This window comes from Bacillus sp. B2-WWTP-C-10-Post-4, assembly GCF_009183805.1.
GTDB lineage: Bacteria > Bacillota > Bacilli > Bacillales > Bacillaceae_G > Bacillus_A > Bacillus_A cereus.
On sequence record NZ_WEII01000072.1, the window covers coordinates 1 to 21,451 of the forward strand.

A 21,451-nucleotide genomic window follows, 5' to 3' on the forward strand; every position below is an offset into this window, starting at 1 on the left:
ATAATATATTTTGAAAAAAATCAATGAAAAAATGGGAGCTTTTTTAGAGAGAGATGGTGTTATTAGGGATATACATATAAGAATAGTGTGTGAATTTTTATATGTATAAAATAGTATGAAGTCCTTTTTCATTACAAATAATAAAGCCTAAATGCTATTTCACGAATTATAAATGTGAAAAGGAGGTTTTATCATTTGAATTCATTAAAAAATAACTTGTCTATTGTTGCTTTAGGTGGAGTAAATGAAATAGGAAAAAATATGTATGCTATCCAATATGAAAATGATATTGTCGTCATTGATTGTGGATCTAAATTTCCAGATGAAAGTTTATTAGGGATTGATTTAATAATTCCAGACGTCACATATTTGCAAGAAAATAAAGAAAAAATTCGCGGTTTAGTAGTAACGCACGGGCATGAGGACCATATTGGCGGAATACCATATTTTTTAAAACAACTAAATGTACCAATCTATGCAACAAAGTTAACGTTAGGTTTAATTGAAATTAAATTAAAGGAACACAATCTTCAAAATGATACGGAATTAATCGTTATTCATTCAAAATCAGAAATTGATTGTGGTTCTATTAAGGCAACCTTTTTTAAAACGAACCACAGTATTCCGGATTGTCTCGGTATTGTTTTTCATACACCAGAAGGTACTGTAGTACATACAGGTGATTTTAAATTTGATTTAACACCAGTAAATAATCAACATCCTGATATTCATAAAATGGCTAAAATAGGAAGTGAAGGTGTACTAGCTTTATTATCTGAAAGCACAAATGCAGAACGCCCAGGTTTTACTCCATCAGAAAGGTCAGTAGGAGAACGGGTAGAGGAAATATTTATGAAAGCAAATAGAAAAGTAATTATTTCTACATTTGCTTCTAATGTGAATCGTGTTCAGCAAATAGTTGAAGCTTGCATAAAAACAAATCGAAAATTGGCTTTGCTCGGGAGAAGTATGGTAAATGTAGTAGAAGTTGCTCTAGAGGAAGGGTATTTACATATTCCAGACGGCATGTTAATTGAATCGAGTGAGATAAATCGTTTAGATTCAAAGCAGGTAGCGATACTTTGTACAGGAAGTCAAGGAGAACCGATGGCAGCTTTAGCGCGTTTAGCTAGTGGAAACTATAGACAAGTGGATATTTTACCAGAAGATACGGTTATTATAGCCGCGACCCCTATCCCAGGAAATGAACGTAACGTTTCTCGAATTATCGATAATTTATTTGCATTAGGAGCAAAGGTGATTTACGGATCAGGTAGTTCTACTGGAGTGCATGTATCCGGTCATGCATATCAAGAAGAGTTGAAGTTAATGCTTACATTAATGAAGCCAAAATATTTTATTCCAATTCATGGAGAGTTTAGAATGCTACATCACCATAGTTTGTTAGCAGAATCAATTGGTATTGAAAAGGAAAATATCTTTATCGTTCGTAATGGAGATGTTGTAGATATTAGTAATGAAGTGGCCGTTCAATCTAGAAAAATACAGGCTGGAAATATATATGTAGATGGATTAGGAATTGGTGATGTTGGAAATGCCTTATTACGTGATCGTAAACAACTTTCGGAAGATGGAATGCTCGTTATAGTTATTACTTTTAATAAAGTCGATGGAGAAATTATTTCCGGTCCTGATATTATCTCTCGTGGATTTATCTATGTTCGTGATTCAGAAGAGTTTTTGAAGGAATTAAATAAATTAGCTGTTATTACAATTAATAATTTGAAGAAAGAGAATGTGAATAGCTGGGGTATTTTGAAAAAAGAAGTAAGAGAGGCTTTAGGGAAGTTTATATATACTAATACGAAAAGAAAACCGATGATCCTCCCTATAATAATAGAGGTTTAATAGTAAAAAAGAATTCTCGTAGGGGAATTCTTTTTTGTTTTGAAGACAGAATGAACATATAATGAAATAAATAGAAATGGAAGGAAATAAAAGATGTTATTAAATAAACGTTTTACAATTGGAGAAATGGCAAAAATGCATAATATCGCAGAATCTACATTAAGGTATTATGATGAAAAAGGAATTTTTCATCCGTCTACTGTGGACTCGCAAACAAATTATCGTTATTACACAATCGATCAATTTTCACTATTAGATACGATTAAGTTTTTACGCCAATTAAACATTCCGTTAAAGGAAATTAAGAAATATATTGATGAAAGAAATCCAGCATACGCACTCAATTTACTGGAAAAACAACAAGAGATGATGCTGAAGAAACAAAGAGAAATTGAGTATGCTTTAGCGAAAATGGAGCATAGAATTCATTTAATTAAGGAAGCAACAAAAGCAAAAGCTGAACAAATGGTAATAAAAGAGATCCCGCAGCGAAAAATAACAGCTATTGCGGTTGCCCCGAATACGACGGATGATATGTTTGAGTACTACATTCATTCGTTGCAAAAAAATATGAGGCAAATGGATGATAGCTTATTTTCTGGAGATATTGGTGTAACTGTTGCGAAAAAAGGGTTAATGCAAAATGAGTTTCAAGCATATAGCAGTGTATTTATTCTTTTGGATTATATGCCTTTTGAAGTACAGAGTTCAGATGAAATTAAAGAAGGTATGTTTGCCTGTGTATATCATCATGGGCCATATGAAGAAACTGATGAAACATATAAGAAGCTAATGAAATATATTGATCAAGAAGGATACGAAATAAGTGGAGATGCAATTGAGATTGCATTAATTGATTGGTCTGTAACAGAAGATCCTGAGGAGCAAGTAACAGAAATTCAAATTCCTATAATGAAAAAACAAAGCAATAAGTTATAGGACTCGTATAATTACAAATGAGCATCAAACGCGATAATTAAGTCACCTATTTTTTAATTCTCTATTGACCTTAAGGTTACTTGAAGGTTTAAACTAAGAAAAGAGAGTTGAAAAAAAGGAGCATATTAGAGTATGGAAGCAACAGAAAAATTAAGAGAAAAACCAATTAAAAGCTTATTTATTTCTTATTTAATACCAGCAGTTCTTGGAATGGTATTAATGTCAGTGAATATTGTAATTGACGCGGTTATGATTAGTAGAGGAGTTGGGGCGAACGGTTTAGCAGGAGTGAACGTGGCTATTCCAGCCTTTTCGATTTTCTTCTCTATTTCATTATGGATCGGAATGGGCGGGGCAACGTTATACTCCATTGCATTAGGTGAAAATAAACGAGAAAGAGCAAGGTCTATTTTTACTCAATCAATGACGGTAGCAGTTGTTATCGTAGGGATTTTAGCAGCGATTTGCTTATGGAGAATAGAAGATTTAGCATACTTATTTGGTGCAAACGAAGTGATTCTACCATATGCGTTAGACTATTTACACGTATTATTAACATTTGGAATGATATACGTTTTAGAAAATATTTTAAGTACATTTATACGAAATGATGGAAATCCTAATTTAGCAATGGCTGGTCTTGTTGTAACGGCTGTATTAAATATAGTGTTTGACTATATCTTTATTTTTATCTTTGGATGGGGCGTAACAGGTGCTGCCTCAGCGACTATTCTTTCGGCAGCGATTGGTTTCCTTGTATTATTAACCCATTTCTTTAGAAAAAGTAGTATTTTAAAGTGGACGAAATTTCATTTTGAATGGGATACTGTCAAACAAATTATGGTGATTGGTTTCCCAAGTTTTACAGCAGAAAGTACGGTTGCAATCGTAACGATTGGTTTTAATATCGCATTTGTCCAATATGCAGGAGAAGTAGGAGTAGCTTCCTATGCGATGGTGAATAGTATTCATGCAATGACATTACTATTATTCTTTGGTGTTGGAGCAGCATTACAGCCAATTGCTAGTTTCCATTACGGGGCAAATTTATCAGAGAGACTTCGTGAAGGATTGAAGTTTGCTGTGAAAATTGCAGTTGTCCTTGGAGGCGTTGCGATAATTGTCGGATTATTCTTCGGGAAATATATCATTGGTTTATTTGATGTTCAATCTCCAGAATTATTGGAGTTAACCTTAACAGGTATTAGTTTATTCTTTATCCAATACGTATTTTTAGGTTATAACATTGTGTATGGAGAGTACTTCCAATCAGTGCGACAAACGAAGAAATCAGTACTTATTATAATGAGCCGAGGATTACTATTTATTATTCCATTGTTATGGATTATGCCGAAACTATTTGGTATAAATGGAATTTGGCTCGTTATGCCAGTTGCAGAAGTAATGACAGCGATTATCGTATTTACGATGAATCGTATGAAACATCCTGTTCCATTAAATATGGCAGGAGAGAAAGAAGCGATATGATAAAAAATCCCCTTAAGCAATTAAGGGGATTTTCTTATTCCTTTAAACTAATAGCAAAAGATCCATCCGTTTCTTGAACAGAAGCAAAGGCAACGTTTTTAATATTTGTAATTCCTTTTTCTTTTAATTCTTTATATAACCATTTTTCATCTTTATGTATTAACTTTAAGTTATCATATTGAATTTGTGAATCGACGATAAGTGCAATTGGTAATCCAGCATACTTAACATCTATGTTTAAATCTTTTGGAGTTAATGGTACAAGTTCTCTTTTTGGTAAAATACTAATAGCGCCGTTCGCTTCTAAAATAGCGTATTCAATTTCATGAACACTTGGATATCCTGCAACGCGAAGATTAGAAAGCAGTTCTGCAATGGGGTATCTACTTTTTTGTAAGTTCTCAAAAATAATATCACCATGTTTAATTAAAATGATAGGGTGTCCGAGAATAAAACGATTTAGTTTGTTGAATAGGCTTAATTTTGTAAGGAGTAAATGTAAACATGTGATAACAACCATACCGAGAAATGCTTGTAAAGCACCAGAGACGGGTATGGCCTGGAAAGCTAAATAAGATAAAAAAATTATAGCCCCAAAATCATGAGGAGTTAGTTGCGCTAACGCGGATTTACCGAGTAACTTAAGCGATAGCAAAAATAAGATGAAAAAGAACGACACGTTACATAAAAAGAGAAGCAATAGAGACACTCCTTCGTGTAAAGTTGTACTTACTATTCCCGAAAGTAATATAAATATTACCTTTCAGAGGATAAATTAGGGTTTATTGGAATTTGTCTGTATACAAACAAATAAATGGATATTATCATGAAGGAAGTAAAAGAAAATAGGAGTATATGAATATGAGAAAGAAGAAAATAATGAAGGGCATTTTAGTTGTTATAATGATTTGCGCCGTGTATGCGGGGTTTTTACAATATCACATTTATAAGCATGGGCATATGAATGCAACATACGATGCTGATTACATAATTGTACTAGGATCGAAAGTAAATGGGACGAAACCATCTTATTCATTGCAATATCGTATTGATAAAGCAGCTGAATATTTAAAATCACATGAGAAAACAATCGCTATCGTATCTGGAGGACAAGGAAAAGGCGAAGACATTTCAGAAGCATTAGCAATGAAACAAGGACTAATAAAACAAAATATCGCAGAAGACCGCATTATAATGGAGGACAAATCTACGAGTACAGATGAGAATATTACATTCTCAAAACCGTTAATTCCAGCTGATATGAAAAAAGGTATGATCGTAACAAACGATTTTCACATGTTTAGAGCGAAAAAAATAGCGGCCAAACAAGGTTTACAATTAGAAGGTCTTCCGGCAAAAACACCGAAACCAATCATCATTCCATCGAATGTACGAGAATATTTAGCAATTACACAGTATTGGTTTATGAATCGAATATAGTGAAAGTGATCCCGTCTGAAACTCAGGCGGGATTTAGTTTGAGGAAAATCTTACAAATATGTCACGTTCGTGAAAGGTAAAGCGATAGTTTCTAGAATGATTTCCTGACATAATGAAGGTAACAAAAACTATTTAGAGGTGAATCGGATGAAAGGAAATAATATTTTATCTTCGTTATGTTACTTTAGTATCTTTTTTGCACCATTTTTACTACCAATTATCGTGTACTTTGTTGCAGAAGATGAAGTGAAGTATCACGCGAAAAAAGCATTTTGGTCACATGTTTTCCCATACGCAATCTTATTTGGAGGACTAGCAGTATCAGGCATGTACGGTTTAGGTTTCAATCAATCTGACGGTGCTGGAATTGGAATGGCTATCACATATGCAGTGTTCATTCTTGTAGGAATTTACTACTTCATTTGGAATATCGTAAAAGGTATTAAAGTTTTGAAAACGGCGTAATAAGATAATTATAATTTCATTTACCGTATCGATAAACGTTTTAAAAAAGGGCAATTCAAAAAGAATTGCTCTTTTTGTGCTTATAAGTTGTGAAAATTGAAAAAGATATGTTAATTTTTCATTATGAAGAGAAAAAAGGAGTGATTTTCATGAATGAGATCATACATAAGATGGAGCAACATGTTTCAGTTCGTAAATATAAAGAAGAATCAATTCCGAAAGATGTAGTAGAAAAGATGGTGCATGCTGCGCAACATGCAGCCTCATCACATTTTGTACAGGCGTATTCTGTTATATATGTAACAGATCAGGAATTAAAGGCTAAACTAGCAGAGCTATCCGGAAATCGCCATGTGAAGGACTGTGCAGCATTTTTTGTTTGTTGTGCAGATTTAAAACGACTTGAAATTGCATGTGAAAAACATAGTACAGAGATAAAGCATGAGGGAGTAGAAGACTTTATCGTTGCGACGGTAGATGCTTCACTTTTTGCGCAAAACTTAGCACTAGCAGCAGAATCGTTAGGATACGGTATTTGTTATATTGGTGGTATTCGTAATAATCCGAGAGAAGTGAGTGAACTGCTTCATTTACCGGATAAAGTATATCCTGTATTCGGAATGACAGTCGGTGTACCAGATGAAGAACATGGAGTTAAACCACGTTTACCAGTAGCAGCAGTTCTTCATGAAAATGGATATGATGAACAAAAATATGATGAATTACTAAACGAATATGATGAAACGATGAACGCGTATTATAAAGAAAGATCATCAAACAAGAAAAACGTAACATGGACGGAATCAATGAGTTCGTTTATGTCTAAAGAAAAAAGAATGCATATGAAAGAGTTTTTAAGTGAAAAAGGACTAAATAAAAAATGAGTGAAATGGCAAACCTGTGATGCGGGTTTGCCTTTTTTGAGAAGGAGAAATACCTAAGGCCAGAAAGTTGTTTATTCTTTCTGAACTTAGGTATTTTGTTTGTTATCATGTACATAGAAATAAAAATTAATAACTTTTTACAAAAGTGATAGAAAATGAGAATGAAATGCCAATAGTAAGTAAAAGCGGCATAATAGCCGCTTTTTATCGTTTTATTTAGTATTTGATTTGAAATATTTTCCTTATGAAAGAAAGATTATTGCTAATTGTAAACTGTCAATAAAGTTATTTAAGTTTTGATATGGAATACCCCGCCGGAAAATACAGTAATAATTTCGTTTGAACATATCTGTTATTGCACGATCTAAAGCATCCTCTATAACAAGTTCAAACTTTCAATAAGAAGATAACCCCCTGTACAACTTAAAAGAATGTACGTAAATATTTTAAAAATCCGTTGATTAAGCCATTTAAAAATAATTTGACCTATAAACAAACCTAAAAATACAATTGGAATGGCATAAAAACTTGATTCCCAAATGGTTTTGTTTGTGCCAGTAAAGAGTATTTGAGTTACTAGACTAATGAAATATATAAACAGATAAAAAGCTAATGTAGTTGCTCTTAACTTCTCTTTTTCAGTATTAGTTCCTGTAAAATAAAGTAACAGGGGTGGACCTGGCATACCGATACTTGTCGTTAAAAGACCAGATAATCCGCCAACTATGAAATCTCTAGATTGTGTTGATCTAACCTTAACGTTGCATATTAGCAACAATGTTAATAGTAAGAGTAGGATGCTAACTGCTAATTTAAAAGTGTTTATGTTAACGGAAATGAAAATTAAAATGCCAAAAGGAACACCAACTATACTTCCAAAAATAAACCTTTTCAGTAGAACAAAATCAACGTCCATTCTTATTTTCCAAATGAGTGAAATGGAGATAATTAAAGATAAAATAATGTTTATTTGTATAGCTTCTTGTGGTAGAAATAACATAAGTAAGAAAGGGGTTGCCATTATGGAAAAGCCAAAACCTGTACTTGCTTGCAGAATAGAAGCCACTAATATAATACATATGAAAAAGAATGTGATACCCAAAACAGCCCTCCTATTTAATCAAGTTTAACTAGTTAAAGTCTATTATTTAAGTGCAATATTTCACAAACTTATTTGTATTTTAACATAAATATCTAGTTTTTTCTCAAATAGTGTTGCCATATAAGGCTCTTTAACTAAAAAATCTGACTTGTGTTTTTAAACAATTTTATTATGGGGAAACAAATAATGAATGGGATCAAAATGTATTGATTATCATTAAATTATTCACTGAGATCCCCGCGATAAAACAAGAACAGCCATATAAAACTTACAAAAATACAGCATGTAGCTAATAAACAGCCAATCATTTGAGGAGAAAGAATTTCTAACAGCCCTCCTGTAAAAAACATCGATAACTGAATAAGAGATCCGTAAATGGAATAATGGAATGAAAAAACTTTACCTATCATATTTTCGTGTGTGTAAGTTTGAAGTAATGTCGTATCAAGTGGAACGATGATTCCTCCTGCTATGCGCATACAGAATAAAGTAATGATACCGATAATAAGTTGATCGGATAGAATGAATCCGAGAAAGAAAATTCCTTGTAATAAGTAGGCCCAACCGAATACTTTTTTCATTTTTTCTTTATTATGGGATATATATAGATTAACGAGAAGGCTTCCTATCATAAGCCCAGCACCTTGAACCGTATATAAAATCCCAATGTTCGTATGGAAAATTTTTTCGGCATAGATCGTTAGAAGTAGTTGATAAGCACCTCCAATAATCCCCCATGAAATGCCGACAAGAATTAATGTTAAAATGATTTTTGTTTGTAATATGTATGTATAACCACCTTTTATATCAGTGAAAAATGCTTTGTTCTTGTTACAAGTATCATGAGCAGGAATACTCATGTTATAAATAAAATAGGCTGAAATAAAGTATGATAGGCTATTTACTAAAAAAGCGAACTCAATATGTAAAGATTGTGCAATTACTCCGCCCAAAGAAGCCCCCATAATAGACATAAAACCATTAATTGTACTAGAAAGAGAGTTAGCAGTTACGAAATGATTTTGGTGTACGATATTTTTTAGAGTTGCTTGTTTAGCCGGTTCAAATAAACAAGAAAGTACAGATAAACATATATTAGCAATGAAAATAATCTCAATTTTATAGCCTGCGAGTAAGTATGTAAGGACTAGAATTCCCCGTGTAATATCGGTAAAAATCATAATATTCTTTTTAGAGAAACGATCTACAATTCCGCCTATGAATGGACTAAGAAGAAGCTGTGGTAAACTTTTACTTATAAAAGTAAGTGCGATCATAAACGGCGATTCCGTTATGTTGTAGACAAATGTTAATAAAGCTACCGTATGGAACCAATCCCCAAGTACACTTAATGTTTGCCCATAAAATAGTTTATTGAAGTTTTTATTTGTTTTAAGAAGTGTGGAATAAGAAACTGACATAAATAGATTAATCCTTATGTAATGACGATGTTTGAATTTGTTCTTTCCACTCACTTAAATACACTTTTTCCGCTGTGGGAAGTCCAACAGGTAATTGTGCAATCAATTCTAAACTATTTCCATCAGGGTCGTTAAAGTATACGGCTGCATGTGCTAATTCCGGAAAAACAATCGGTTCAATTGGTTCCATTCCAAAGTCTTTTCGTGCTGAAATTCCTTTTTGATTTAGCCAATGAATCGCATTTTCTAAATCATGTAAACTTACTTGAAAGGCGATATGTCGTAAAGAGGGGTGATAATTCACTTTGTATTCTGTGCCTTCCCAAAGGCCGAGCCAACTCTCATTTTCTTTAATCCAAAAGAAAGCAATATTATCTCCTCTTTTATATAATTTTAGCCCTAGTGATTCATAAAAAGGTATTGATACTTTTAAGTTGCGGACAGGTAAATGTGCTTCGTAAAGACCTCTAATCATTGTAATCCCCCTTAGTAAAAATGTTTCTTATTCCATAGTAAACAATATGTTGCTAGTTGAAATCGCAAATAAGAGGGATATAAATTCATACGAAAGTATGAAAAAAACAGCTCATATTTGAGCTGTTTTTCTATAGTTTTTAGTTCATTTTTCAAGGATAGGATATATTAATATCCGTATCCGCCGCCACCCCAACAGCTACATCCGATGATGATTAGAAGGATGAATAGTACGATAAGCAAAGCAAATCCACCGCCGAAACCAGCGCAACTTCCACCATAACTCATATGTTTTCCTCCTTTTTAGTAAGTTAATCTATATGGTTCATGGACTACTATATACAGTATGTTTTTTGTATAGAAAACGAGCCAGTCTCATTTATAATTAGACAAATGCCTGTAGATTCATTAGGATTGCATGTTAGTGATTTGTAAATAAACCTTTACGTAATTCATAATTTAGGCATAAAAAATAAAAAATTGTAAAAAAAACCATTTTCTTATTTTTTTATGAGAGAATATGTACTATAATTTTACAAGTAATATTATGGGAAAAGGGAGTTTTAGTATAGAGATGGAGATGGGACAATTAAAAAATAAAATAGAAAACAAAAAGAAAGAGTTAATTCAACTTGTTGCGAGACACGGATTGGATCATGATAAAGTTTTGTTATTTAGTCGTGATTTAGATATACTTATTAATAAGTTTATGAACATAAAAGACAAAGTGCATAAATAAAAAATTTATAGTTTTTTATATTAAGATGTTTCACAGAAAGGAGAGGACAGTAATTGGAACATTTACAGGAAGAATTGTATAAACAAATAAAAGAAGAAAAAGGTACAGTTACAATTTTCTTAAAGAGTGGCGTTAGAATAGTAGGAGAAGTTGTTGGAGTGGATAAATTTACAGTTTTAATCTTAGTGGATGGAAAACAACAGCTTATTTATAAGCAGGCTATATCAACAATAATGAAATAAGACACTCTTGTTGAGTGTCTTATTTCATTATTGCTTGCATGCCTCAACATCAATGCCGGCAGCAATTAACTTCTTTTCTCCATCTTGTTCAATAATTTTTTGTAATTTAGATAGGAAAGAATCAAAGTTTGTATGCTTTGCTACTTGGAATGTCATTTTATGTTCAATTGGTAGCCACGTATCAATATCAGCTTCGTTATGCTGGATTTTCACCTCAAGTTTATCGAGTGCATTAGCAACTTTTGCTTCGTACGTTTCTTTCGCTTCAAACTCCATCCATAAGTCATATAATTCCTCGCCGAGAGAACCTGTTAACGTTTGTTTAATATTTAAAATAGCCTCCAGTTCATTTTTTTGTTTTTGTAGCTGTAATTCGTGACTATTCATTGTATCAAAAGCAGGAATATCACCAGCTTCGGCTTCGACTAGGTCGTGAATAATAACCATTTTAAGTAATTTCTCAATACTTACTTTTTGATCCAAATAAGGTTCAACTAAAATGGCCATTAGAGACATCCGCCATGTATGTTCGGCAACACTTTCTTGACGTCCGTTGGAAAGCCAGCTATGTCGCATTTCATATTTTAGTTTTTCTGCTAATGCAATGACTTGTAAAATGTTGTGTTCCATCGTGATCCTCCTCATTTATTCATACCATAATTCTAATATAGAAATGAAATGTGTCAATTTCATGAGTATATTGCGATAAACAGATGATAAGCGTATAATACATGTTATATGTGAAAACGTATTATTAAAATAAAAAAATGTTATATAAAAATGGAAAGGAAAGGGCAGAAATATGGGAGAGAAAAATCAAGTATTAGCTAGACCACAAAGAAGAAAAAGGAAGTTTGATATTTCTAGCCCAGTGGGCATTATAGTAGGTTTCATTATAGTGATAGCGGCAATTATGCTTGGCGGCGGTGGAATAAAAGCTTTCAAAAACTTTTTAGATGTTTCATCTATTTTAATTGTCATAGGGGGAACAACAGCGACAATTGTTGTGGCATATCGATTTGGAGAAATAAAAAAATATACGAAAAGCATTTTTACTGTTTTACATAGAAGAGAAGAAGATTTAGAACAGTTAACGGATTTGTTTGTCGATTTTTCGAAAAAGTCTAAAAAGCACGGCTTGCTTTCTTTAGAGGTAGATGGAGAGCAAGTAGACAATCCTTTTATTCAAAAAGGAATTCGATTAATGTTAAGCGGTTACGATGAAGATGAATTAAAAGAAGTGTTATTGAAAGATATTGAAACGGAAGTGTATGAGTTAAGAAAAGGAGCAGCATTATTAGATAAAATTGGTGATTTTGCTCCAGCTTGGGGAATGATTGGTACGTTAATCGGTCTTATCATTATGCTCCAAAACTTACAAGATACATCGCAAATTGGTACAGGAATGGCAGTTGCGATGTTAACGACATTATATGGGTCTGTACTTGCGAATATGATTGCAATCCCTCTTGCGGAAAAAGTATATCGTGGTATTGAAGATTTATATACAGAGAAGAAGTTTGTAATAGAAGCAATTTCAGAATTGTATCGTGGACAAATCCCTTCTAAATTAAAGTTGAAACTGGATACATACGTATACGAAACAAAGGTAAAAAAGGTAAAAGGAGCAGCCTAATATTTCAAGGAGTGGTATGATGAGTAAAGGACCGCAAAAGGGATCGCCTCGTTGGATGACGACTTTTACAGATTTAACGATGTTATTATTAACTTTCTTTGTATTACTAGTTGCTACATCAAAGCAAGATGCAGTAAAATTGTCAAAGATGCTTGAAAAGTTTAGTGATACGGGGCAAGTAGATGCAAAAGTAATGGAAAATACAATACCGGATATTTCACATGAAAAAAATGATGAAAAAATGATTTCAAAAAAGAGAATGGATGAATTATATAAGAAGTTAAAAGCGTATGTAGATAATAACGGTATTAGTCAAGTGAATGTATATCGAGAGGATACAGGGGTAAGCGTCGTTATAGTAGATAATTTAATATTTGATACAGGCGATGCGAACGTTAAGCCCGAAGCGAAAGGGATAATAAGTCAATTAGTTGGATTTTTTCAATCCGTACCTAACCCAATTGTTGTAGAGGGACATACAGATAGTAGACCTATTCATAACGAGAAATTCCCTTCTAATTGGGAGCTATCTTCAGCACGAGCGGCAAATATGATTCACCATTTAATTGAAGTGTATAATGTGGACGATAAAAGGCTAGCTGCGGTAGGATATGCAGACACAAAGCCAATTGTACCAAATGATTCACCGCAAAACTGGGAAAAAAACCGTCGCGTTGTTATTTATATAAAAGAGTAGTATATTATTATTTTAATAATAAAATAATAAAAACACGAAAATTCTTTTAAAAAAATATTAAATTTTATCATTTTATTTTGTATAATGAGTGAGAATGATAAGGTGAAATATTAAGATATATTTATACATAGAAGGAGAGAATTAAAAAGAATGGCACATAAAATTTTAGTAGTAGACGATGCGATGTTTATGCGAACGATGATTAAAAACTTATTAAAAAGTAATGCTGAATTTGAAGTTATTGGCGAAGCAGAGAATGGGGTAGAAGCAATTCAAAAGTATAAAGAACTTCAACCTGATATTGTAACATTAGATATTACTATGCCAGAAATGGACGGGCTTGAAGCATTAAAAGAAATTATTAAAATTGATTCAAGTGCAAAGGTTGTTATTTGTTCTGCAATGGGACAACAAGGTATGGTATTAGATGCAATTAAGGGCGGGGCAAAAGACTTTATTGTAAAGCCATTCCAAGCGGATCGTGTAATTGAAGCTTTAACAAAAGTAGCAAATAGTTAATATAGAAGGGGTGCCACAAGGAATCAAAACAGTGATAGCGGATCGACGTGTGGCCCCCTTTTTTCTCATTATAAAACACTAAATTGTTATACATAAATGAAATGTTTGTTAGACAGGTAGGGGATAAAAATGCAAACAGATCTATTAAATATATTTTTCGAAGAGTCAGAAGAACATTTACAGTCGCTAAATGAAAATGTGCTAGTGTTAGAACAAAATCCTGCTGATATGGATGTTGTAGGAGAAATATTCCGATCCGCTCATACATTCAAAGGTATGTCTGCGAGCATGGAATTTACGGAAATGGCTGATTTAACGCATAAGATGGAGAATGTGTTAGATGAAATTCGTCATGGAAATATAGTTGTAAATGCGGATATTATTGATGTGATTTTTGAGTGCATTGATAATTTGGAGAAGATGGTTGCAGATGTGCAACAAGGTGGAATGGGCAATATTGATGTAGCCTCAACTAAACAGAAATTAGAAGCATTATTGAACGGCAATGTAGAAACTCCTACGGAACATATAGAGCAAAATCATATAGACACCGATGATGGAGTTTCGCATGAAGTGCATATAACAGTTGAACAGCAAGCAATTTTAAAAGCGGTACGTGCTATTATGTGTATTGAAGCATTGCAAAATGTAGGGAATATACAAAAAACAGCTCCGAGTATTGAAGAAATTGAAGCAGATGCTTTCGGATTTGAATTTACAGTATTTATGGATACTGATTGTAGTATAGAAGAATTGAAACAAGTAGTACTTCATGTTTCTGAAATTGAGAAAGTGGAAGTAAAGCAAGGAGAACCTATATCGAAGGAAGTAGCTTCTAAAAAAGTCGTGACACAAGAAGTTGTGCAAGTAGAAGAAAAGCTACAACCTGCTGTGGTTACGCAAGTAAACTCACCGATAGAGGCAACGAATCAACCTTCAAGTACTATGCCAGCTAAAAGTACTACAAAAACGAAAAATGCTAAAGTGGAGAATCGTTCAATTCGTGTTCAATTAGAGAAAATCGAAAGATTAATGAATATGTTTGAAGAAAGTGTAATTGAACGTGGGCGCATTGATGAATTGGCTCAAACGATTCAAAACAAGGAGCTAATTGAACATTTAAATCGATTAGGCGATATTTCAAAAGATATTCAAAATGTACTATTAAATATGCGTATGGTGCCGATTGAAACTGTGTTCAATCGTTTCCCGCGTATGGTACGTATGTTAGCGAAAGATTTAGGGAAAAAAATTGATTTACAAATTACAGGTGAAGATACTGAAGTAGATAAAATTGTTATTGATGAAATCGGCGATCCGCTCGTTCATTTAATTCGAAATGCAATCGATCACGGTGTTGAAACTGTTGAAAAACGACGTGATGCAGGTAAAAATGAGACAGGTACGATTAAATTAGAAGCCTTTCATAGTGGAAATCATGTCGTTATTCAAATTACGGATGATGGAAACGGTATTAATAAAGGGAAAGTATTAGAAAAAGCGATTAAAAATGGCGTTGTAACTGAAGCGGATGCGAACAGATTAACAGATCGTGAAGTGTTTGATCTTATTTTCCAACCGGGATTTAGTACAGCTGAAGTTGTATCAGATCTTTCTGGACGCGGTGTCGGATTAGATGTTGTAAAACATACGATTCATAGTTTAGGTGGACATTTAATTATTGATTCTGAGGAAGGAAAGGGAAGTACATTTAGAATTGAACTTCCATTAACGTTATCTATTATTCAATCTATGCTTGTTCAAACGAATGATAAGCGTTATGCTTTACCTCTTGGAAATATCGTTGAAGCAATTCGAATTAAGAGAGAAGACATCCAATCCTTACAAGGAAAAGATGTATTAAATTATCGTAATCAAATTATTGAAGTGAAACATTTAAGTACTGTATTTGGTGAAAAAACAGTAGATGAGGCGTTTGCGTCATATGATGGTCAAATGGTTCCTGTGTTAATTGTTCGTAACACACATCGCAGCTATGGACTTATTGTAAACACAATTATCGGTCAAAGAGAAATAGTCTTAAAGTCATTAGGTGACTTCTTTGCAGAGAGTTCTAACTATTTCTCTGGTGCGACGATTCTCGGTGATGGACGAGTGGTCCTCATTTTAAACCCAGAAGGTTTATAATAGGAATGAAGGAAAGCTCCCCACTTGTATACAATTGGGGAGCTTTTTGGCTAATCGTTACGAATCTAATAATGGGATACATAGTAACGTTTTATACTAATGAGTTTGCTAAAATAAAATAAGAGTTTATATTATTTGATAGAAAAACAGAAATGAGGAGGCAGGGAAAATGCCTGAGCAACACACAAAAGGGGATACGAGCACGATTGTGCTAGAAAAAGAAAATGAGCATTTAACGCCCCAAGAATGCGATATTCTTGGCGAAATTGCAAATATATCATTTGGTTCAGCTTCGACTGTATTATCAACAATTTTAAATAGGCAAGTAAGCATTACTGCTCCTCGTATAGAGTTGGTAGATTTATATGATTCAAGAGATGTCGAAGTTCCGCATGTTGTATTAAACATTCATTTTACAAAAGGATTAGATATGGAAAACCTTCTTGTTCTTAAGCAAGATGTTGCATTGTCCATTGCAGATTTAATGATGATGGGAACAGGTGAAGTGGAGGACGGAAAAGAACTTGGTGAATTAGAGCTAAGTGCTGTACAAGAAGCGATGAATCAAATGATGGGATTCGCAGCTACATCTATGTCGGAATTCTTCCAAGATACAGTAGATATGTCTCCGCCGACGATTAAAGTTGTAAAGTTATCAGAAGAAATGGAGAAAATCTCTGAAATCGATGGGAATCATACGATTGTTAAAGTATCGTTTGATTTAAAGATAGATAATCTTGTAAACTCTAAACTTGTACAAATTGTTTCAGTTGAGCATGCGAAACAAATGGTAAATAAATTAATGCAATTATCTGGTGGAGTAGAAGAAACAGACGAACCAGCAGAAGTAGTGGAAACTGAGATTGTAGAAGAAGTTGAAAAAGAGCATTTAACACAAGAAGAGAAAGATGTGCTTGGTGAAATTGCAAATATTTCAATTGGTTCCGCTTCAACAGTATTATCAACGCTTTTAAATCAGCCAGTTACAATTAGTACACCAAATGTGGAAGCAATCAATGTTCGTCATTATGATGGAGTACCAGTACCATTTGTTATTTTAAATGTCGACTTTGTTGAAGGGCTAAAGAATGAGAATGTATTCGTATTTACGAAAGATGTCGCCTTAACAATGGTAGATTTAATGATGATGGGAACAGGGGAAGTTGACCCAGAAAAAGAGCTTACTGAATTAGAACTGAGCGGTATTAAAGAAATTATGAACCAAATGATGGGTCATGCTGCTACGGCGATGTCAGAAATGTTTCAAGAAAAAATGGACATGACGCCGCCAAATGTTAAATTTGTAACGTTAAAAGAAGAAATGGAATATTTGGGAGAGTCAATGGAAGTGGACGAACTCGTTCAAATTACGTTCAATCTTGAAATTGGCGATTTGCTTCAATCGAAGATGTATCAAATTTTGCCAATTTCCGAAGCGAAAGAAATGGTAAGGCGACTTCTGTATCCGATGGTGGAAGAAGAAGAGATTGCCACAGAAGAAATTGAAGAAGAAAAAATTGTAGAACCAGTTGTGCAACCTATTGAATTTAAAGAAGTAAAACAAATGGAACCAGTATATATGGACACGTCCATTCTACAAAATGTAGAAATGAACGTGAAATTTGTATTTGGAAGTACAGTGAAAACGATTCAAGATATATTAAGTTTACAAGAAAATGAAGCAGTTGTACTAGATGAGGATATTGATGAACCGATTCGTATTTATGTAAATGATGTATTAGTAGCGTATGGTGAACTTGTAAATGTAAATGGATTTTTTGGAGTAAAAGTGACGAAATCACTATAAGGCATTGAAATAGGAGTTTGAACTAGTAGATGAAAAACGTAAAGTTTTTTCTAATGAGTTGGCTATGCATACATGTGTGCTTGTTCTTCCCCTTGCAAAGTCAGGCTGAGGAACAAATTGAGCCAGATCAAAAAATAAATGAAGTGAATGTACAAGAAGAAAATAAGGAATCTCAAGAATCTTCAGAGCAAGTGGAAACGAAACAAGATGAAGAGAAACAAAAAGAAGCAGAACAAGAAGTAGTAGTAAATAAACAATTGAATGAAAGAAAGATAGAAACAGAACAGGGAATTATTACAGTAAATAAGCCGGAGCTTAAAGTTGGCGAAGAAATGCGAATTGCTGTAGAACCAAATGGGAAAAACATTCAAAGCATGAAAGGTATATTGCAGTTACAAAAAAATGGCGAGCAATATGCGCAAGAAAGAATACTATCTTTTGAGTATGATGAAGAAACGAAGAGCTGGGTTGCGAACTATAAAGCAGGGGATTTTGATTTGCAAGGTGATTGGAATCTTCAGCTCGTTCAAAGTTACAAAGAGAATGAGAAAGAAGAGATCGTAAAAAATGAAGTGAAAGTCCCGCTCATTCGTATTAAAAATGAAACGCCAACTATAGATAAAGAATTGCCAAAGTTACAGAAAGTTACTATTGATGAAGTAAAAGAGAACTTAGTTGAACGAAAACAGGGAGATTCTATACATATACGAGTAAAAGCGTCAGATATAGAATCGGTTGTAAAAGAAGTGCGCGTTACATTAAAAGGGAAAGAAAATAAAGAGCTTTCGTTTTTATTAGACTACAACAAGCATGATATGGATTGGCAAAAAGTATTTGAAATAACAGAAGCATTGCCGGCTGGGCCATACGAATTACTTGTAGAGATAATAGATGCAGCAGGTAATAAACTTGTTGAAGAAAGTGAATATACCATTTCTGTTTTGGCGCCAAAAAACGAAGATGATAAAAAGATAGAAGAGAAAGAGAAAGAAGAGAAATTAGATAATAAACTAGAAAATGAATTAGAAGATAAGAAAGAAAATGAGAAGCAAGAAGATTTGAAAATCAAAAACCCGCTTCCAGAAGAAAAATTGCCAGTTGTTCAAATTCCGAAGCAAGATGAGAAAGTAAATAAGTTTATAAAAGAACCGTTGAAAGAGAAAGAGGAATTTACTTACGTTATAAAAGAGCCGTTCGAAGACAACAAGGAAGTAAATAAGGCGAAGGACCAAAAAGAGAACAATAACAAACAAGTTGTCTCTAAAAAGAAAGAACAAAAAGAAGAAACGAAAGACAAGGAAGAAGAAAAAGGTGAACAGGGAGTACAAGCTTCGGATGTATTTACTATCATGTCAGGTTTGTTCGTACTGTTTTTAGTTTTAAAGAGTAATAAAGAATGGGGCTAATTATTTCATAGTAGTGGAGGCGCTTAAATGGAGATTAAACGTACGACAATTGAAGATAAGACGCTACAACCATTAAAACAGCCTGCAGCTATTTCGGAACATGAAATCCAGAAAGAACGAAAGCGTAGCAATTTAGTGTTTACTGGACAGTCTAAAATTATTTCGAAAAATAATGAGATAGGTATTTTACTTGCAAGTTTAAGTGATGGAAGGATTATGAAGGAAATGCTTTCTAAAGAGATGGATACAGTGTTACAACTTTTTAAAAAGTTACATACGTTATCTGAAGAAGGAAAGCAATCAGAAAAAGTGTTTGAACAAGTAATTAGAAGTCTGCAAGGACTTATTAAGCAGGCGCATATAAAAGAACTTCCTTTGTTAGATGGAACATATGATTTCGCTGAAGTACAACTATCATTTGGTAGAAAAGTACATATTCCTTTACTAGATGTAAGTGCACTTATCTCTAGAGTGGAAAGTGATTCTTCAGAAGGAAATATAAATTTGATGGTAACGGTTATTACTGCTTATATAACGAAATTGTCTAACGAAACGATTTTAATTAGCGTTACAGACCGCATTGCTAAAGATCGGGATGTAAGTGTATGGAGAGCGCTTGCGGAAATGAACATGACACAATTATCACAGGCATTGAAACAAACGATGCAAGAACATAAATGGTCTATGACGTTTGTTTTTCTCTTCATATGGATTGTCGGTATTATTTTAATTCGAGTTATGTAAAAAGGTCGTCACTCCATTGTGACGACCTCTTTTATATTTTTTCGTAGAAGAATGTATCAAATCGCTGAAGATTGTAACGTTCAGGTGTTAAAATTTGTTCCGTACTACCAACAAATAGTACACCGCCTTTTCGTAAAGAACGACTAAATTTTTCGTAAAGTTTTACTCTTGCTTCTTCTGTGAAATATATCATTACATTACGACAAATAATCAAATCATAATTTGTATCGAATGACTGCATTAAAAGGTCGTGTTGTTTAAACGAGACGTTTTGTTTAATGTTTTGATGCAATGAATATAGATCATTCTCTTTTGTGAAATGACGTTCTTTCAAATCAGTAGGTAATTCCTTTAACGAACGTTCTGTATATTGAGCGCGTTTTGCGGTTTCTAAAATATGGAAATCAAGATCTGTTGCTTGAATTTCAAAACGAAATGGAGCTAGATGCTTTGATAAAATTAAAGAGAGTGTATATGGTTCTTCACCAGCAGCGCAAGCGGCACTCCATACCTTTAATTTTCCGCTATTTTGTTCGAGTAATTTTGGTAGTGCTTTCGACTCTAAAGTTTGCCATCGTTCTTTATTTCTAAAAAACTCTGAAACGTTAATTGTAATATAGTCAATAAAATTTAAAAATAAATTTTGATCAGCGCGTAATTTGTTTAAAAAATTAGTGTAGTTTTCGAAGCCTTTTCTCGAAATGAAAGCATCGATTCTACGGCGCATTCTATCTTGTTTATATGAAGCGATGTCCATATTGAATTGTTGTTTAAAACTCGCGATAAAATGATCATAATCTTGTTCAATTATCATATTTACAATGGGCACAATAATGGTATTGTGCCTCCCCCTTTACATCATACGAATTTTTTGTTCAAAGCTTTTTTTCATTTGCTTTTCATGTAATCCTGGTAAATCATAAATGACAGCATCAATACCTGCTTCTTTTGCAACATCGACAGGGATGACAGATGTATGTTTGTCCCCGTTATAAAAACAGAGAACTAAATCAGTGTCTTCAATAATTTGTTTAACAAAAAACATATAATCTGATCGGTAAATGGAGTCAGAAGGATGATTAAAAGCAACATATTCGGCTCCGTGTTTTTTTAAGTAATCAACGACTTCTTGAAATTCATCTGTTATTGCTTGTAATGGTTGCAGCGTGTAAAGGCATAAATTTTGAGCGAGTCTTTCATTCTCAACGAAAAAACGAAGAACCTCATTTTCAATAGATTTATAACATAATATGTAAATTTTATGTTTGTGAGCATAGTCAGTTAAAAATTTTTTAATTTCTTCTTGATCTAATGCTGTTAATTGATTTGAACCACAAAGGAAAATATTCATAGAATTGTGCCACCTCATGCTAAATTGTAACATATCTTTTATAAAAAATAACTGCAAAATATTACTGTTCAGAGTATAAT

Annotated in this window: 23 protein-coding genes; 15 read left to right on the plus strand and 8 right to left on the minus strand. The window is 33.3% G+C overall.

What is annotated here, in order from left to right; genetic code table 11:
- Positions 1–195 precede the first annotated feature (195 nt).
- The 3 genes from GBN78_RS21865 to GBN78_RS21875 all read left to right on the plus strand — a co-directional run bounded on the left by GBN78_RS21865 (position 196) and on the right by GBN78_RS21875 (position 4,296).
- Entirely contained in the window at positions 196–1,869 is a 1,674-nt protein-coding gene (locus GBN78_RS21865; RefSeq protein ID WP_098300373.1) for a ribonuclease J, read from the plus strand.
- Positions 1,870–1,962: 93 nt separating this feature from the next.
- Positions 1,963–2,808, plus strand: a complete 846-nt coding sequence (locus GBN78_RS21870) for a MerR family transcriptional regulator (protein WP_000925956.1) — start codon at positions 1,963–1,965, stop codon at positions 2,806–2,808.
- Positions 2,809–2,940: 132 nt separating this feature from the next.
- A complete protein-coding gene (locus GBN78_RS21875) occupies positions 2,941–4,296 on the plus strand; it encodes an MATE family efflux transporter (RefSeq protein ID WP_000388390.1) in 1,356 nt (451 codons plus the stop codon).
- Positions 4,297–4,330: 34 nt separating this feature from the next.
- Here GBN78_RS21875 and GBN78_RS21880 read toward each other — a convergent pair whose 3' ends face one another.
- Positions 4,331–4,996, minus strand: coding sequence for a DUF421 domain-containing protein (locus tag GBN78_RS21880; protein ID WP_000923922.1), 666 nt, complete (start codon positions 4,994–4,996; stop codon positions 4,331–4,333).
- Between the two features lie 161 nt (positions 4,997–5,157).
- Between GBN78_RS21880 and GBN78_RS21885 the strand changes: the two genes are divergently transcribed.
- From GBN78_RS21885 to nfsA, 3 genes are all read left to right on the plus strand, one after another.
- Positions 5,158–5,736, plus strand: a complete 579-nt coding sequence (locus tag GBN78_RS21885; RefSeq protein WP_001227676.1) for a YdcF family protein — start codon at positions 5,158–5,160, stop codon at positions 5,734–5,736.
- 147 nt (positions 5,737–5,883) lie between these two features.
- Positions 5,884–6,201, plus strand: coding sequence for a magnetosome magnetite crystal formation protein family (locus GBN78_RS21890; RefSeq protein WP_000678055.1), 318 nt, complete (start codon positions 5,884–5,886; stop codon positions 6,199–6,201).
- A gap of 149 nt (positions 6,202–6,350) precedes the next feature.
- On the plus strand, positions 6,351–7,085 hold the full coding sequence (gene nfsA / locus GBN78_RS21895) for an oxygen-insensitive NADPH nitroreductase (RefSeq protein WP_001002392.1): 735 nt from the start codon (positions 6,351–6,353) through the stop codon (positions 7,083–7,085).
- A 376-nt stretch (positions 7,086–7,461) separates the two neighbouring features.
- Here the strand turns inward: nfsA and GBN78_RS21900 are convergent, their stop codons facing one another.
- The 4 genes from GBN78_RS21900 to GBN78_RS21915 all read right to left on the minus strand — a co-directional run bounded on the left by GBN78_RS21900 (position 7,462) and on the right by GBN78_RS21915 (position 10,370).
- Entirely contained in the window at positions 7,462–8,187 is a 726-nt protein-coding gene (locus GBN78_RS21900; protein WP_000513081.1) for a sulfite exporter TauE/SafE family protein, read from the minus strand.
- A gap of 221 nt (positions 8,188–8,408) precedes the next feature.
- Entirely contained in the window at positions 8,409–9,608 is a 1,200-nt protein-coding gene (locus tag GBN78_RS21905; RefSeq protein WP_000117053.1) for an MFS transporter, read from the minus strand.
- Positions 9,609–9,615: 7 nt separating this feature from the next.
- Positions 9,616–10,083 (minus strand): VOC family protein, encoded by a 468-nt coding sequence (locus GBN78_RS21910; RefSeq protein WP_000617953.1) that lies wholly within the window; start codon positions 10,081–10,083, stop codon positions 9,616–9,618.
- A gap of 167 nt (positions 10,084–10,250) precedes the next feature.
- The gene (locus GBN78_RS21915; protein WP_000120179.1) at positions 10,251–10,370 is read right to left on the minus strand and encodes a YjcZ family sporulation protein; all 120 of its coding nucleotides are present in this window, start codon (positions 10,368–10,370) and stop codon (positions 10,251–10,253) included.
- Positions 10,371–10,602: 232 nt separating this feature from the next.
- Between GBN78_RS21915 and GBN78_RS21920 the strand changes: the two genes are divergently transcribed.
- Entirely contained in the window at positions 10,603–10,821 is a 219-nt protein-coding gene (locus GBN78_RS21920) for an aspartyl-phosphate phosphatase Spo0E family protein (RefSeq protein ID WP_000291688.1), read from the plus strand.
- A 53-nt stretch (positions 10,822–10,874) separates the two neighbouring features.
- Positions 10,875–11,063, plus strand: a complete 189-nt coding sequence (gene hfq, locus GBN78_RS21925) for an RNA chaperone Hfq (RefSeq protein ID WP_000400665.1) — start codon at positions 10,875–10,877, stop codon at positions 11,061–11,063.
- A gap of 27 nt (positions 11,064–11,090) precedes the next feature.
- Here the strand turns inward: hfq and GBN78_RS21930 are convergent, their stop codons facing one another.
- On the minus strand, positions 11,091–11,693 hold the full coding sequence (locus GBN78_RS21930) for an HD domain-containing protein (RefSeq protein WP_000400780.1): 603 nt from the start codon (positions 11,691–11,693) through the stop codon (positions 11,091–11,093).
- A gap of 172 nt (positions 11,694–11,865) precedes the next feature.
- On the opposite strand from GBN78_RS21930, the gene GBN78_RS21935 reads away from it, so the two are divergent.
- From GBN78_RS21935 to GBN78_RS21965, 7 genes are all read left to right on the plus strand, one after another.
- The gene (locus tag GBN78_RS21935; protein ID WP_000504191.1) at positions 11,866–12,699 is read left to right on the plus strand and encodes a flagellar motor protein MotP; all 834 of its coding nucleotides are present in this window, start codon (positions 11,866–11,868) and stop codon (positions 12,697–12,699) included.
- 19 nt (positions 12,700–12,718) lie between these two features.
- Positions 12,719–13,396: an OmpA family protein gene (locus tag GBN78_RS21940; protein WP_000033627.1), complete on the plus strand. Its 678-nt coding sequence runs from the start codon at positions 12,719–12,721 to the stop codon at positions 13,394–13,396.
- 150 nt (positions 13,397–13,546) lie between these two features.
- Positions 13,547–13,915, plus strand: coding sequence for a response regulator (locus GBN78_RS21945; RefSeq protein WP_000940568.1), 369 nt, complete (start codon positions 13,547–13,549; stop codon positions 13,913–13,915).
- Positions 13,916–14,044: 129 nt separating this feature from the next.
- A complete protein-coding gene (locus GBN78_RS21950; RefSeq protein ID WP_001192619.1) occupies positions 14,045–16,063 on the plus strand; it encodes a chemotaxis protein CheA in 2,019 nt (672 codons plus the stop codon).
- Positions 16,064–16,232: 169 nt separating this feature from the next.
- Positions 16,233–17,870: a flagellar motor switch protein gene (locus tag GBN78_RS21955; RefSeq protein ID WP_001115015.1), complete on the plus strand. Its 1,638-nt coding sequence runs from the start codon at positions 16,233–16,235 to the stop codon at positions 17,868–17,870.
- A 29-nt stretch (positions 17,871–17,899) separates the two neighbouring features.
- Complete coding sequence (locus tag GBN78_RS21960) at positions 17,900–19,276, plus strand: transglycosylase (protein WP_152127706.1); 1,377 nt, start codon at positions 17,900–17,902, stop codon at positions 19,274–19,276.
- Positions 19,277–19,303: 27 nt separating this feature from the next.
- A complete protein-coding gene (locus GBN78_RS21965; RefSeq protein ID WP_000403968.1) occupies positions 19,304–20,020 on the plus strand; it encodes a hypothetical protein in 717 nt (238 codons plus the stop codon).
- A gap of 31 nt (positions 20,021–20,051) precedes the next feature.
- Here GBN78_RS21965 and GBN78_RS21970 read toward each other — a convergent pair whose 3' ends face one another.
- Both GBN78_RS21970 and GBN78_RS21975 read right to left on the minus strand, forming a co-directional pair.
- Positions 20,052–20,834, minus strand: coding sequence for a CheR family methyltransferase (locus GBN78_RS21970; protein WP_000582873.1), 783 nt, complete (start codon positions 20,832–20,834; stop codon positions 20,052–20,054).
- A 39-nt stretch (positions 20,835–20,873) separates the two neighbouring features.
- Positions 20,874–21,371 (minus strand): flagellar motor switch protein FliG, encoded by a 498-nt coding sequence (locus tag GBN78_RS21975; protein WP_128266911.1) that lies wholly within the window; start codon positions 21,369–21,371, stop codon positions 20,874–20,876.
- Positions 21,372–21,451: the final 80 nt, after the last annotated feature.

Coding starts and splice junctions, on each gene's coding strand:
- GBN78_RS21870 (WP_000925956.1), top strand. CDS start 1,963: ATGTTATTAAATAAACGTTTTACAATTGGAGAAATGGCAAAAATGCAT.
- GBN78_RS21875 (WP_000388390.1), top strand. CDS start 2,941: ATGGAAGCAACAGAAAAATTAAGAGAAAAACCAATTAAAAGCTTATTT.
- GBN78_RS21885 (WP_001227676.1), top strand. CDS start 5,158: ATGAGAAAGAAGAAAATAATGAAGGGCATTTTAGTTGTTATAATGATT.
- GBN78_RS21890 (WP_000678055.1), top strand. CDS start 5,884: ATGAAAGGAAATAATATTTTATCTTCGTTATGTTACTTTAGTATCTTT.
- nfsA (WP_001002392.1), top strand. CDS start 6,351: ATGAATGAGATCATACATAAGATGGAGCAACATGTTTCAGTTCGTAAA.
- GBN78_RS21905 (WP_000117053.1), bottom strand. CDS start 9,608: ATGTCAGTTTCTTATTCCACACTTCTTAAAACAAATAAAAACTTCAAT.
- GBN78_RS21910 (WP_000617953.1), bottom strand. CDS start 10,083: ATGATTAGAGGTCTTTACGAAGCACATTTACCTGTCCGCAACTTAAAA.
- GBN78_RS21915 (WP_000120179.1), bottom strand. CDS start 10,370: ATGAGTTATGGTGGAAGTTGCGCTGGTTTCGGCGGTGGATTTGCTTTG.
- GBN78_RS21920 (WP_000291688.1), top strand. CDS start 10,603: ATGTACTATAATTTTACAAGTAATATTATGGGAAAAGGGAGTTTTAGT.
- GBN78_RS21930 (WP_000400780.1), bottom strand. CDS start 11,693: ATGGAACACAACATTTTACAAGTCATTGCATTAGCAGAAAAACTAAAA.
- GBN78_RS21935 (WP_000504191.1), top strand. CDS start 11,866: ATGGGAGAGAAAAATCAAGTATTAGCTAGACCACAAAGAAGAAAAAGG.
- GBN78_RS21940 (WP_000033627.1), top strand. CDS start 12,719: ATGAGTAAAGGACCGCAAAAGGGATCGCCTCGTTGGATGACGACTTTT.
- GBN78_RS21945 (WP_000940568.1), top strand. CDS start 13,547: ATGGCACATAAAATTTTAGTAGTAGACGATGCGATGTTTATGCGAACG.
- GBN78_RS21950 (WP_001192619.1), top strand. CDS start 14,045: ATGCAAACAGATCTATTAAATATATTTTTCGAAGAGTCAGAAGAACAT.
- GBN78_RS21955 (WP_001115015.1), top strand. CDS start 16,233: ATGCCTGAGCAACACACAAAAGGGGATACGAGCACGATTGTGCTAGAA.
- GBN78_RS21960 (WP_152127706.1), top strand. CDS start 17,900: ATGAAAAACGTAAAGTTTTTTCTAATGAGTTGGCTATGCATACATGTG.
- GBN78_RS21965 (WP_000403968.1), top strand. CDS start 19,304: ATGGAGATTAAACGTACGACAATTGAAGATAAGACGCTACAACCATTA.
- GBN78_RS21970 (WP_000582873.1), bottom strand. CDS start 20,834: ATGATAATTGAACAAGATTATGATCATTTTATCGCGAGTTTTAAACAA.
- GBN78_RS21975 (WP_128266911.1), bottom strand. CDS start 21,371: ATGAATATTTTCCTTTGTGGTTCAAATCAATTAACAGCATTAGATCAA.